We start from the raw sequence: 13,875 nt of genomic DNA, 5'->3' as shown, positions 1-13,875 counted from the left end.
CTCGTTACTCGATGACGACCAGCGGCTCGTCAAATTCAACCGGTTGGCCACTTTCCACCAGAATGGCTTTCACCACGCCTGCTTTATCCGCTTCGATCTGGTTCATCATTTTCATGGCTTCAACGATGCACAGGGTGTCGCCCACGTTGACTTTCTGGCCGATTTCGATAAACGCTTTCGCGTCCGGGCTCGGGGTGCGATAGAAGGTTCCAACCATCGGGGAACGTACGATGTGGCCACTGATTTCTGCTGCGGCAGGTGCTTCCGTAGCGGTTGCGGCTGGTGCGACAGCGGCTGCCATAGGCTGGGCTACCGGCGCAGCATAAGCCTGCTGCATCATCGGGTAGCCAACATTCGGCGCGCTGCGGCTGATGCGAACAGACTCTTCGCCTTCAGAAATTTCCAGTTCGGAGATGCCTGATTCTTCAACCAGCTCGATCAGTTTTTTAATCTTACGAATATCCATGAGTGGGTTCCGTACTCTTGTTTAGTGTGTTTGTGACAGGCGTTTTACCGCCGTCTGTAAAGCGTATGTATAACCATCGGCGCCTAATCCACAGATAACGCCGACAGCGATATCGGAGAGATAAGAGTGATGTCTGAATGGCTCGCGCGCATGGACATTACTCAGATGGATCTCGATAAACGGGATATCCACCGCCAGCAGCGCATCACGAATCGCGACGCTGGTATGCGTAAAAGCGGCCGGATTGATCAGGATGAAGTCCATTGTGTCTTTTGCCTGATGAATACGGTCGATCAACGCAAACTCGGCGTTCGACTGAAAATGCGTGAGCGTGACGTTTAGCGCTTCCGCTTCATTTGTTAAACGGTTAACAATCTGCTGCAGGGTGAGTGAACCGTAGGTTTTTGGTTCACGGGTTCCCAGCATATTCAGATTGGGGCCGTTCAAAAGCAAAATACGCAATTTGTCCGCCATTGTGCTGCTATCTCCTGCAATTTTCCGGTAAAAAACAAAATATACCTTCGTTGCGTGGTTGTCACGTTGTTAAAGTCCGAAAACCCTGCCGTGAAAACCAAGGTCGCACATTATAACGATTTCGTAGCATTTGGCAGCTAAATACTGGTCTTATCAGGGAAGATTATTAACCACCCGGCTGACATATGGACGCGGATGATAATAGATTTGCGGGAAACTGCACAGATTGCTGCATTAACGCCACCATTGGCGGAACTTCTTGTAACGCCATGCTAAAAGCACGATCGCGGCAGCGGCGTACAGGAGCGGTTGCGGGGAGAGAATCTTCACGGACCAGAGATAGTGAATCGGGGCGAGGATCGCCACCAGATAGACGAAGTTATGTAATTGTTGCCAGCGTTTGCCCATTTTGCGCTGCGCCCACTGCGTTGAGGTGGCCGCCAGCGCCAGCAAGAGCAGCCAGCTTACGGCTCCCAACGTTAAATAAGGACGCGTAGCCAGCTCCTGGCCGAGCAGCGCCAGGTTATTGATACCCAGCTCCAGCAGCGTATAGCTGGTCAGATGAAGCGTCGCCCAGGCAAAACACCACAGCCCGAGCAGTCGCCGCGTGCGGATCAATAAAGGTTGTTTCGCATAGCGCGCCAGCGGTGTCACCAACAGCGTCGCCAGCAGGAATTTCAGCGCCATTCTGCCGGTAAAATGCTGAATATCTTTCGCCGGATCGGCGCTGAAGTAACCCTGATTTGCCGCCCAGAACAGCCAGAGAAAAGGCAGTAGTCCCGCCAGATGTAACGCGACTTTAAGCCAGGTAACCTGTTTTGCTGTTAAACGCACTCAAAAATTCTCCCGTAGATCCAGCCCGTGATAAAGCGAAGCCACTTCCTCAGCGTAGCCGTTAAACAGTAATGTTGGCTGGCGTTTTACATCCAGCGCGCCGCCGGAACCAATAAAGCGCTCCGTTGCCTGCGACCAGCGCGGGTGATCCACATGTGGATTCACGTTAGCGTAAAAACCATATTCGTCCGGCGCGGCGAGGTTCCAGGTGGTGGGGGGTCGTTTACTGGTGAGCTTAATGCTGACGATCGATTTGATGCCTTTAAAACCGTACTTCCACGGTACGGTCAGCCGAATCGGCGCGCCATTTTGCGGCGGTAGCGCTTTGCCGTAGACACCCACCGTCAGCAGCGTTAACGGATGCATTGCTTCATCTATACGGAGTGCTTCGACATAGGGGTATTTCAACCCACCGCCGATAAACCGATCTTTTTGCCCCGGCATCTCCTCCGGTGCGTAACGGGTTTCGAAAGCGACATACTTGGCGTTGCTGGTGGGTTCGACCAGCGCCAGTAGCTTATGCAGCGGGAAACCAATCCACGGCACCACCATCGACCACGCCTCGACACAGCGCATGCGGTAAATGCGCTCTTCCAGCGGGAAGCGCGACGTCAGCGCTGCGTGATCGAGGGTTAATGGTTTTGCCACTTCGCCATCAATGGTCAATGTCCAGGGATCGGTTTTCATCCCCCCGGCATTAGCGGCGGGATCGGCTTTATCCAGGCCAAATTCATAAAAGTTATTGTAGCCAGTGACCTTATCTTCAGGTGTTAACGCAAGTTTGGCTTGCCATTGCGCAGGCTGGCTGAAGTCGAGGGGTTTTCCCGCAGGCGCTTTTGGTCGGTCATGACCTTTAAACCAATCCAGCAGATCCGCCTGCGCCATCGGCGACAAACTGAGCGCTGTTGCGCCAATACCGAGCATTTTTAGTACCTGACGGCGCTGTAACATAAATACGGATTCAGCAGTTACGTCGGCTTCAGTCAGTTTTTTCTTCATTGCATCCTCCGCGAATTTTGTTAATAAGCATGGTGTAAGCGATGCGATAGCGCGAGTGGGAGTGTGTTACCAAACATTGGGGATTCTTTGTTGAAAACAATCATCCGGACGATTGCTGATTGGAAAAATATTTATGAGGACTATACTCGCTGGGGTAAAACGGCCTCAGATTTTTCTAACTTTACTCCTGACTATTCCATATCGCGGTTAGATTTGAAAGTTAGTGCTTACTTTTTAAAGCGCTGGGTCGGTATCGTCTTGTTCTTTAATACAACGGAGTTAACACAGGGATGCGATTAACGACGAAATTTTCCGCTTTTGTGACGCTGCTCACCGCGTTGGCGATTTTCGTCACGCTGATCGGCTGCTCACTGAGCTTTTATAATGCCATACAAAATAAGGTGGCTAACCGTGTGGCGGCGGTCGCAGCGGTTGTGGATACCCGCCTGATTTCTATGCCTGTCAACCGGCTTTCACCTCAACTTGATGAGCTGATGGTGCCGCTGGATATCATTAAAGTTGAGATCAAGCAGGGGAAGAAAATCCTGCTCAGCTATGCGCACAACGGCAGCTACCGTCCGGCAGGCAGTAGTTTACAGACCCGTGAATTGTCCGTTCCGGCGCTGAAAAACCCCGGCCTTACGATTTCGCTTATCTACCAGGATCCGATGGCCAACTACTTTCGTTCGCTGGTCAATACGGCACCGTTGACTGTCGCGATCGGTTTTATGATCGTCATTATCTTTCTTGCTGTGCGCTGGCTGCGTCGCCAGCTTTCCGGACAGGAACTGCTGGAAGGGCGAGCGACGCGGATCCTTAATGGCGAGCGAGGCCCGCTGGTGCGCGGCAGCATCTACGAGTGGCCATCTCGCACCAGCAGCGCGCTGGATGTGCTGCTGACTGATATCCAGTTCGCCAGCGATCAGCGCAGCCGGATGGATACGCTGATCCGCTCTTATGCGGCGCAAGATACGCGTACCGGGCTGAACAACCGTCTGTTTTTTGATAATCAACTGGCGACACTGCTGGAAGATCAGGAAAAAGTCGGTTCGCACGGGGTCGTGATGATGATCCGCCTGCCGGATTTTGATCTTATGCGCGAGAGCTGGGGGCTGACCACGGCGTCGGAAGAGTATTTCTTCACCCTCATCAACTTACTTTCTACTTTTATTATGCGTTACCCTGGCGCGCTGCTCGCGCGCTATCACCGCAGCGATTTTGCCGTGCTGTTGCCGCACCGGACATTAAAGGAAGCGGAAAGTATCGCCGGGCAGATCCTGAAATCTGTCGATGGGCTGCCGCACAATAAGGCACAGAACCGCGAAGATATTATGCACATTGGGGTTTGTGCATGGCGTAGCGGTCAGTCAACGGAACAAGTGATGGAGCACGCGGAAGCTGCGGCGCGTAATGCGGTATTGCAGGGTGGTAACAGTTGGTCAGTTTATGATGATTCATTACCCGAGCAAGGGCGTGGCAATGTGCGCTGGCGGACGCTGATAGAGCAGATGCTGAGCCGGGGCGGGCCGCGCGTTTACCAGAAACCCGCGGTCAATCGCGACGGGTTGGTGCATCACCGTGAGCTGATGTGTCGTATTTTCGACGGGGAACAAGAAGTGATCGCCGAAGAATATATGCCGATGGTGCTCCAGTTTGGCCTCTCCGAAGAGTATGACCGCCAGCAGATCACTCGTCTTATTCCCTTCCTGGGGTTCTGGCCGGAAGAAAATTTGGCGATGCAGGTAACTGTTCAGTCTCTGGTACGCCCGCGTTTTCAGCGTTGGCTGCGCGACACATTAATGGAATGCGAAAAATCTCAACGTAAACGGATTATTTTTGAACTTGCTGAGGCTGATGTTTGTCAACATATCAGCCGGTTACAGTCGGTGGTGCGATTAATTAACGCTCTGGGCGCGCGCGTAGCGGTAGTGCAGGCGGGTCTGACGTTGGTGAGCACCAGTTGGATTAAAGTGTTGGATGTGGAGTTATTAAAGCTGCATCCGGGTCTGGTCAGGAACATTGAAAAGCGTACCGAAAATCAGTTGCTGGTTCAGAGTCTTGTGGAGGCGTGCAAAGGCACGCGGACACGCGTTTTCGCGACAGGCGTTCGCGCGCGGGCTGAATGGCAGACGCTGGTGGATCGGGGCGTTGTCGGGGGACAGGGTGATTTCTTCGCGTCTTCTCAACCGCTCGATACCAATGTGAAAAAATATTCGCAAAGATACTCGGTTTGAACTGCTGTTTGAGTCGTTTTCACGTAGAATAATGCGCGCTGCCATTTTTGGGGGTGTGCTTGTCTGCCTGCCGGATTGCGACAGTAATAAAAAGCCGGTTTGACCTTTGAAATAACGCAAAAGCAATACGCTGGAACAGAAGAGTTTTTTCTGCTTCCGGCCGAAGTCGTGTCGTTTTGCAACAAAGGAAACAAACTGCACTAATTTTCACCGTAGCAGATGATTCTTACGCCTTGTCGCTGCTGCGTGTGGTTGGTAAAGTAAGCGGATTTTGTATCCGCCCCAGCTTTCAGGATTATCCCTTAGTATGTTGAAAAAATTTCGTGGCATGTTTTCCAATGACCTGTCCATTGACCTGGGTACCGCGAATACCCTGATTTATGTAAAAGGACAAGGCATCGTATTGAATGAGCCGTCCGTGGTGGCCATTCGTCAGGATCGTGCCGGTTCACCGAAAAGTGTGGCCGCTGTAGGTCATGAAGCGAAACAGATGCTTGGGCGTACACCGGGCAACATCGCAGCGATTCGCCCGATGAAAGATGGCGTTATTGCTGACTTCTTCGTGACCGAAAAAATGTTGCAGCACTTTATTAAACAAGTGCACAGCAATAGCTTTATGCGTCCTAGCCCGCGTGTTCTGGTTTGTGTGCCGGTTGGCGCGACCCAGGTTGAACGCCGCGCGATTCGTGAATCCGCACAGGGCGCAGGCGCGCGTGAAGTCTTCCTGATTGAAGAACCGATGGCGGCCGCAATTGGCGCAGGCTTGCCGGTATCTGAAGCGACCGGTTCTATGGTTGTGGATATCGGTGGTGGTACCACGGAAGTTGCGGTTATCTCTCTTAACGGCGTGGTTTACTCCTCTTCTGTGCGTATTGGCGGCGACCGCTTCGACGAAGCGATCATCAATTATGTCCGTCGTAACTACGGTTCCCTGATTGGTGAAGCTACCGCTGAACGTATCAAACACGAAATCGGCTCCGCTTACCCGGGCGACGAAGTGCGTGAAATCGAAGTGCGTGGCCGTAACCTGGCTGAAGGCGTACCGCGCGGCTTTACCCTGAATTCCAACGAAATCCTGGAAGCGCTGCAGGAACCGCTGACCGGTATCGTCAGCGCCGTGATGGTTGCCCTGGAACAGTGCCCGCCGGAACTGGCTTCCGACATCTCCGAACGCGGCATGGTATTGACCGGTGGTGGCGCGCTGCTGCGTAACCTCGATCGCCTGCTGATGGAAGAGACCGGTATTCCTGTTGTGGTTGCAGAAGATCCACTGACCTGTGTAGCGCGTGGTGGCGGCAAGGCGCTGGAAATGATCGACATGCACGGCGGCGACTTGTTCAGCGAAGAATAGTCCGCGTCAGAACCGGAGTGATATTCCGCTCCGGTTCTGTCTGGCCTGAGAATACGCAAAGCCTATGAAGCCAATTTTTAGCCGTGGCCCGTCGCTACAGATTCGCCTTTTTCTGGCGGTTTTGGTGGCGCTTGGAGTCATCATCGCCGACAGCCGCCTCGGTACGTTCAGCCAGATCAGAACGTACATGGATACTGCCGTCAGTCCCTTCTATTTTATTTCCAACGGTCCCCGTGAATTACTCGACAGCGTGTCGCAAACGCTGGCATCGCGCGACCAACTCGAGCTTGAAAACCGGGCATTGCGTCAGGAACTGCTGCTGAAAAACAGCGAACTGTTGATGTTAGGTCAGTACAAACAGGAGAACGCGCGCCTGCGTGAACTGCTGGGATCGCCATTGCGTCAGGATGAGCAGAAGATGGTGACCCAGGTGATCTCAACGGTGAACGATCCGTACAGCGATCAGGTTGTCATCGATAAGGGCAGCGCGAACGGCGTTTACGAAGGCCAACCGGTGATCAGCGACAAAGGCGTCGTCGGTCAGGTCGTTGCAGTGGCGAAACTGACCAGCCGCGTGCTGCTGATTTGCGATGCGACGCACGCATTGCCGATTCAGGTTCTGCGTAACGACATCCGCGTGATTGCCGCCGGTAACGGCTGTACCGATGATCTGCAACTGGAACACCTTCCCGCGAACACCGATATTCGCGTGGGCGATGTGCTGGTTACCTCCGGTCTTGGCGGTCGTTTTCCTGAGGGATATCCGGTTGCCGTTGTTTCATCGGTGAAACTGGATACGCAGCGTGCGTATACGGTGATTCAGGCGCGTCCGACGGCGGGTCTGCAACGTTTACGTTATCTGTTGTTGCTGTGGGGCGCGGATCGTAACGGTACCAATCCACGGACGCCGGAAGATGTACACCGCGTGGCGAATGAACGTCTACTGCAAATGATGCCGCAGGTTCTGCCTTCGCCTGATGTGATGGGGCCGCCTGCGCCGATGCCTGCTCCGGCAACCGGTATTACACAGCCGCCGCCGCAACTCTCTCCGGGAGGGCAATAGTGGCAAGTTACCGTAGCCAGGGGCGCTGGGTTATCTGGCTCTCGTTTTTCATTGCTCTGTTGCTTCAAATCATGCCCTGGCCGGACGACATTCTTGTTTACCGGCCAAACTGGGTGCTGCTTATTCTGCTTTACTGGATCCTGGCGCTCCCGCACCGCGTAAATGTCGGTACGGGGTTCGCTATGGGTGCCATACTGGATCTGATTAGCGGATCCACCCTTGGCGTTCGTGCGTTGTCATTAAGCATTGTCGCCTATCTGGTTGCACTGAAATTTCAGTTATTCCGTAATCTGGCGCTCTGGCAACAGGCGCTGGTGGTAATGTTGTTGTCGCTGGCGACCGAAGTGATTGTTTTCTGGGCTGAGTTCCTGGTCATTAACGTTTCGTTCAAGCCCGACATTTTCTGGAGCAGCCTCGTAAATGGCGTGCTCTGGCCGTGGCTCTTCCTGTTAATGCGTAAGATCCGCCAGCAGTTTGCGGTGCAATAAAGGTTGTTATGACAGATATCTGGCTCGCTTCCGGCTCCCCCCGTCGTCAGGAACTGCTCACCCAATTGGGTGTGGCTTTCGAACGTATCGTTCCGGGAATTGAAGAACAACGCCAGCCGCAAGAAAGCGCGCGGCAGTACGTTCTGCGCCTTGCGCGTGAGAAGGCGCTGGCGGGCGTAGCGATGGTGCCGCGCGATCTGCCGGTGTTAGGCGCGGACACGATTGTGATATTTAATGGTGAAGTGCTTGAAAAACCGAAAGACTCCTCGCATGCTGCCAGTATGTTACGTCTGCTTTCCGGGCAAACACACCAGGTCATGACTGCTGTGGCGCTGGCCGATCGCCAGCACCTGCTCGATTGTCTGGTGGAAACAGAAGTGACCTTCAGAGTGTTATCAGAAAAGGATATTGCCGCCTACGTCGAAAGCAAAGAACCGCTGGATAAAGCCGGCGCGTACGGCATTCAGGGGCTGGGTGGGTGTTTCGTCAGGAAAATTAACGGTAGTTATCATGCCGTTGTGGGTTTACCGCTGGTGGAAACCTGGGAATTGCTGAGCAATTTTAACGCACTGCGTGAAGGAAGAGATAATCATGACGGCTGAATTGTTGGTCAACGTTACACCATCGGAAACACGCGTCGCCTATATTGACGGCGGTATTCTTCAGGAAATTCACATCGAGCGCGAAGCACGGCGCGGGATAGTAGGCAATATCTACAAAGGTCGGGTCAGCAGGGTACTTCCGGGTATGCAGGCGGCTTTTGTAGATATTGGTCTGGAAAAGGCGGCGTTTCTACACGCCTCCGACATTATGCCGCACACCGAATGCGTCGCCGGGGAAGAGCAGAAAAACTTCACCGTTCGCGATATCTCCGAACTGGTTCGCCAGGGGCAGGATCTGATGGTGCAGGTGGTCAAAGATCCGCTCGGCACCAAAGGTGCGCGCCTCACCACAGATATTACGCTACCGTCCCGCTATCTGGTGTTTATGCCGGGTGCGGCGCACGTTGGCGTTTCCCAGCGTATTGAAAGTGAAGCCGAGCGCGACCGCCTGAAGCAGGTCGTCGCCAGCTACTGCGATGAGCAGGGCGGCTTTATTATTCGTACCGCCGCCGAAGGCGTATGCGAAGAGGATCTCGCGTCTGATGCCGCTTATCTTAAGCGTGTCTGGACGAAAGTGATGGAGCGCAAGAAGCGCCAGCAGACGCGCTGCAAACTCTACGGCGAACTGGCGCTGGCGCAGCGCGTACTGCGCGACTTTGCCGATGCGCATCTGGATCGTATTCGCGTTGATTCACGGCTGACCTTTGAGGCGCTGCTTGAGTTTACGGCTGAATACATTCCGGAAATGACCAGCAAACTGGAACATTACAGCGGCCGCCAGCCGATCTTCGATCTCTACGATGTGGAAAACGAAATTCAGCGCGCGCTGGAGCGTAAGGTCGAACTGAAATCGGGCGGCTATCTGATTATCGATCAAACCGAAGCGATGACCACTGTCGATATTAATACCGGCGCATTTGTCGGCCATCGCAATCTCGATGACACTATCTTCAACACCAATATCGAAGCCACTCAGGCGATCGCCCGCCAGCTACGGTTACGTAACCTTGGCGGCATTATCATTATTGATTTTATTGATATGAATAATGAGGATCACCGCCGCCGCGTGCTGCATTCGCTGGAGCAGGCGCTGAGCAAAGATCGGGTAAAAACAAGTATCAACGGTTTTTCCCAGCTTGGGCTGGTAGAGATGACCCGCAAACGCACGCGCGAGAGCGTGGAGCACGTCCTGTGCAACGAATGTCCCACCTGTCATGGCCGGGGAACGGTGAAAACCGTGGAAACCGTGTGCTATGAGATCATGCGCGAGATCGTTCGCGTCCACCATGCCTACGATTCCGATCGCTTCCTGGTCTATGCTTCACCTGCGGTAGCGGAAACCCTGAAAGGCGAAGAGTCGCACGCGCTGGCCGAGGTGGAAATCTTCGTCGGCAAGCAGGTAAAAGTGCAAATCGAGCCGCTCTATAATCAGGAGCAGTTTGACGTAGTCATGATGTAATGCGCAGCGTGCTGCGGCACGAGCGGGGCTGATTGGGTTGACAAGGAGAGAGGCGTGAGGCGACTGCCGGGGATATTGCTGCTTACAGGGGCGACGCTGATTGTTATCGCGGCGCTGCTGGTGAGCGGTTTGCGCCTGGTGTTGCCGCACCTGGATAACTGGCGCGAGGAGATCCTGACGCGCATCACGGCGCAAACCGGCATTCCGGTTTCGGCCAGCCAGTTGCAGGCGCGCTGGGAGAATTTCGGCCCTGAGCTGGAAGTGCGCGATATCAAAGCCCGCCTGAATGATGGCGGCGATCTTTCCGTTAAGCGCGTGACGCTGGCGCTGGATGTCTGGCAGAGCCTGCTGCACCTGCGCTGGCAGTTCCGCAATCTCACCTTTTATCAACTGGTCGCGCGCACCAATACGCCGTTGCAACGGAATGACAACGGTGAGCCGATTGCCAGCGATCGCATCAGCGATCTCTTCTTACGCCAGTTCGATCATTTCGATCTTCGCGACAGCCGCGTCAGTTTTCTGACGCTTTCCGGCCAACGCGCCGAACTGGCGATCCCGCAGCTTACCTGGCTTAACGGCAACGATCGTCACCGCGCTGAGGGGCAAGTCAGTCTCTCGAGCCTGACCGGGCAGCACGGTGTGATGCAGGTTCGGATGGATCTCCGCGACGACAACGGGCTGCTGAATAATGGCCGTGTCTGGCTGCAAGCCGATGATATTGATGTTAAACCGTGGCTCGGCACATGGATGCAGGACAACGTGGCGCTCGACTCTGCCCGTTTTAGCCTTGAGGGCTGGATGACGCTGAATAAAGGCGTGGTGGAAAGCGGCGATGCGTGGCTGAAAAAAGGCGGCGCAAGCTGGCAGGGAGAGCAGGCAACCACCCATCGTTTGACGGTCGATAACCTGACTGTTCATGTTTCCCGTCAACAGCAAGGCTGGCAGTTTGATGTGCCGGTAACACGTATCGCTATTGATGACCGCGCATGGCCGCAGGGCGCGCTGAGTTTCGCCTGGGTTCCGGCGCAGGAAGCGGGCGGAGTGAACGGCGTTCGCAGCGATGAATTACGCGTTCGCGCCAACAACCTTGAGCTGAGCGGGCTGGAAGGGCTGCTGCCTATTGCGCAGAAGATCTCGCCGTCCCTGTACGACATCTGGCGCACCATGCAGCCGGAAGGTTCGCTGGAGCAACTGGCGCTGGATATCCCGCTGCAGGCAGCCGACAAAACGCGTTTTCAGGCACAGTGGAAAGATATCCGCTGGAAACAGTGGCAGTTGTTGCCGGGCGTTGAACATTTCAGCGGCAAGCTGGAAGGCAGCCTCGCTGATGGGCGCTTAACGGGCGCAGTGACACAGGCGAAAATGCCATACGTCGGCGTGTTCCCGGCTCCGCTGGAGATTGAGCAAGCGGACGCTACGCTGAACTGGCAGAAGAACGAACATGGCTTCCAGCTTGATGGGCATAACATTGATGTGCAGGCGAACGCGCTGCATGCGCACGGCGGTTTCCGTTATCTCCAGCCCCAAGGTGATGAACCCTGGCTTGGCATTCTGGCGGGGATTGATGTTTCCGACGCCGGGCAGTCCTGGCGCTACTTCCCACAAAACCTGATGGGCAAAGCGCTGGTGTCGTATCTCAGCGCCGCCATTAAAGGCGGACAGGCGCAGGATGCCACGCTGGTGTACGGCGGTAACCCGCACTTATTCCCCTATAAGCACAATGAAGGTCAGTTTGAAGTGCTGGTGCCGCTGCGCAATGCGACCTTTGCTTTTCAGCCTGACTGGCCGGCGCTGCAAAATCTGGATATCGAGCTGGATTTCCTCAATGACGGTCTGTGGATGAAAAGCGATAAGGTGGCCCTCGGCGGCGTGACCGCCAGCAATCTGACCGCGATTATTCCGGATTACGAAAAAGAGAAGCTGCTGATCGATGCCGATATTAACGGCCCTGGCAAAGCAGTTGGCCCCTATTTCAAAGAGACGCCGCTGCACGATACGCTGGCCAGCGCGCTGGATGAGCTGCAACTTGATGGCGACGTAAGCGCTCGCTTACATCTTGATATTCCGCTGGATGGCGAGATGACCGTCGCCAAAGGCGATGTGGCACTGCGTAACAACAGCTTGTTTATCAAGCCGCTCAACAGCACGCTGAAAAACCTCAGCGGCAAATTCAGTTTCGATAATGGCACCCTGAAGAGCGAGCCGTTACAGGCGACCTGGTTTAATCAGCCGCTGAACCTCGATTTTTCCACCACCGAAGGCGATAAAGCGTACCAGGTTGCGGTCAATCTCAACGGCAACTGGCAGCCAGCGCGCACGGGCGTATTACCCGCACAACTTGAGTCTGCGCTCGGTGGCAGCGTGGCGTGGAAAGGGGATGTTGGTGTCGAACTGCCGCATCGCGGCGGTGCGACCTACAAGGTCAATATTGATGGCGATCTGAGTAACATCGCCAGCACCTTGCCGCCGCCGCTGGATAAAGCCGCAGGTAAGGCGCTGCCGGTAAAACTAAAAGTGGATGGCGATCTGCGTAGCTTTGCGCTGACCGGCAACGCCGGTAGCAATAATCACTTCAACAGCCGCTGGCTGCTTAACAATAAACTTACGCTCGATCGTGGGATCTGGGCGTCGGATAGCCGCACCCTTCCGCCATTGCCGGAACAGGCCGGGCTGGAGCTGAATCTCCCCGCGATGAACGGCGCGCAGTGGCTGGCGCTGTTCCGCAAGGGCGTGGCGAATAATGTCAGTAATTCAACGAGTTTCCCCTCCAGCATCACGTTACGCACGCCAGCGCTGACGCTGGGCGGGCAGCAGTGGAATAACCTGAGTATCGTCTCGCAGCCGCAGCTTTCCGGCTCGACCATTGAGGCGCAGGCGCGGGAAATTAGCGGTACGCTGACGCTGCGCGATAATGCGCCGTGGCAGGCGGCCATTCGTTACCTCTATTACAATCCGTCGAATACGCAGCCGAATGATGATGATATTTCGTCGCCGTCGACGTTGCTGCGCGGCAAAACCCGTATTGATTTTACCGGCTGGCCGGATTTGCAGTTGCGCTGTGCTGAATGCTGGCTGTGGGGGCAAAAATATGGCCGCATCGACGGTGATTTCTCGATTAATGGCGATACGATGACGCTGGCGAATGGCCTGGTGGACAGCGGCACCGCGCGGCTGACGGCAGACGGCGAATGGGTGAACCGGGAAGGGGCGGAACGCACCTCGCTGAAAGGTGTGCTGCGCGGTGAGAAACTTGATTCAGCAATGAGTTTCTTTGGCGTGCCGACGCCGGTACGCGACGCCTCTTTCGATATCAACTACGACCTGCACTGGCGCAGCCCGCCGTGGCAGCCGCAGGAAGAGTCGCTGAACGGCATTCTGCGTACGCGGCTGGGGAAAGGGCAGATCACCGATATCAGTACCGGTCATGCGGGTCAGGTGTTGCGCCTGTTCAGCGTCGATGCGCTACTGCGCAAACTGCGCTTCGATTTTAGCGATACCTTCAGCAGTGAAGGGTTCTGGTTTGATTCGATCCGCAGCACTGCATGGATCAAAGATGGCGTGCTGCACAGCGACGATACGCTGGTGGACGGGCTGGAAGCGGATATCGCGATGAAAGGTTCGGTCGATCTGGTGCGCCGCGAGCTGGATGTTGAAGCGGTAGTGGCCCCGGAAATTTCGGCAACCGTAGGCGTGGCGGCCGCTTTCGCCGTCAACCCGATCGTAGGCGCGGCAGTGTTTGCCGCCAGTAAAGTGCTGGGGCCGCTATGGAATAAAGTCTCTATTCTGCGCTACCGCATTACTGGCCCGGTCGATCAGCCGCAGATTAACGAAGTCCTGCGCCAGCCGCGCACGGACAAAACGCAATGATTTGACGGCATCGGCGAATTGCCTCAAGCTCCTTGTAT

11 protein-coding genes are annotated in these 13,875 nt (G+C 55.1%); 7 read left to right on the top strand and 4 right to left on the bottom strand.

Annotation, left to right across the window (positions count from 1 at the left end):
- Positions 1–4: 4 nt before the first annotated feature.
- The 4 genes from accB to msrP all read right to left on the bottom strand — a co-directional run bounded on the left by accB (position 5) and on the right by msrP (position 2,773).
- On the bottom strand, positions 5–466 hold the full coding sequence (gene accB / locus C0557_RS23425) for an acetyl-CoA carboxylase biotin carboxyl carrier protein (protein ID WP_007369858.1): 462 nt from the start codon (positions 464–466) through the stop codon (positions 5–7).
- A 21-nt stretch (positions 467–487) separates the two neighbouring features.
- The gene (gene aroQ, locus C0557_RS23420; protein ID WP_064563334.1) at positions 488–940 is read right to left on the bottom strand and encodes a type II 3-dehydroquinate dehydratase; all 453 of its coding nucleotides are present in this window, start codon (positions 938–940) and stop codon (positions 488–490) included.
- Positions 941–1,174: 234 nt separating this feature from the next.
- The gene (gene msrQ, locus C0557_RS23415; protein WP_208661550.1) at positions 1,175–1,774 is read right to left on the bottom strand and encodes a protein-methionine-sulfoxide reductase heme-binding subunit MsrQ; all 600 of its coding nucleotides are present in this window, start codon (positions 1,772–1,774) and stop codon (positions 1,175–1,177) included.
- Positions 1,775–2,773, bottom strand: coding sequence for a protein-methionine-sulfoxide reductase catalytic subunit MsrP (gene msrP / locus C0557_RS23410; RefSeq protein ID WP_208661547.1), 999 nt, complete (start codon positions 2,771–2,773; stop codon positions 1,775–1,777).
- A 290-nt stretch (positions 2,774–3,063) separates the two neighbouring features.
- Between msrP and csrD the strand changes: the two genes are divergently transcribed.
- The 7 genes from csrD (at position 3,064) to yhdP (ending at position 13,837) form a co-directional block, all read left to right on the top strand.
- A complete protein-coding gene (gene csrD, locus C0557_RS23405) occupies positions 3,064–5,007 on the top strand; it encodes an RNase E specificity factor CsrD (RefSeq protein ID WP_208661545.1) in 1,944 nt (647 codons plus the stop codon).
- A gap of 307 nt (positions 5,008–5,314) precedes the next feature.
- A complete protein-coding gene (gene mreB, locus C0557_RS23400) occupies positions 5,315–6,358 on the top strand; it encodes a rod shape-determining protein MreB (protein WP_006818047.1) in 1,044 nt (347 codons plus the stop codon).
- Between the two features lie 64 nt (positions 6,359–6,422).
- Entirely contained in the window at positions 6,423–7,421 is a 999-nt protein-coding gene (mreC, locus tag C0557_RS23395) for a rod shape-determining protein MreC (protein WP_007369863.1), read from the top strand.
- Entirely contained in the window at positions 7,421–7,909 is a 489-nt protein-coding gene (gene mreD / locus C0557_RS23390) for a rod shape-determining protein MreD (protein ID WP_007369864.1), read from the top strand. Before mreC ends, mreD begins: the two co-directional genes overlap by 1 nt.
- Before the next feature lie 8 nt (positions 7,910–7,917).
- On the top strand, positions 7,918–8,511 hold the full coding sequence (locus C0557_RS23385; protein ID WP_074778624.1) for a nucleoside triphosphate pyrophosphatase: 594 nt from the start codon (positions 7,918–7,920) through the stop codon (positions 8,509–8,511).
- Positions 8,501–9,970 (top strand): ribonuclease G, encoded by a 1,470-nt coding sequence (gene rng, locus C0557_RS23380; protein WP_074778622.1) that lies wholly within the window; start codon positions 8,501–8,503, stop codon positions 9,968–9,970. Before C0557_RS23385 ends, rng begins: the two co-directional genes overlap by 11 nt.
- Before the next feature lie 54 nt (positions 9,971–10,024).
- The gene (yhdP, locus tag C0557_RS23375; RefSeq protein WP_208661542.1) at positions 10,025–13,837 is read left to right on the top strand and encodes an AsmA2 domain-containing protein YhdP; all 3,813 of its coding nucleotides are present in this window, start codon (positions 10,025–10,027) and stop codon (positions 13,835–13,837) included.
- Positions 13,838–13,875 lie beyond the last annotated feature (38 nt).

Source organism: Kosakonia sp. MUSA4 (assembly GCF_013085925.1).
GTDB lineage: Bacteria > Pseudomonadota > Gammaproteobacteria > Enterobacterales > Enterobacteriaceae > Kosakonia > Kosakonia sacchari_B.
Note: the sequence above shows the minus strand (reverse complement) of the source record. Positions and strands in the feature narration are given on the sequence as shown.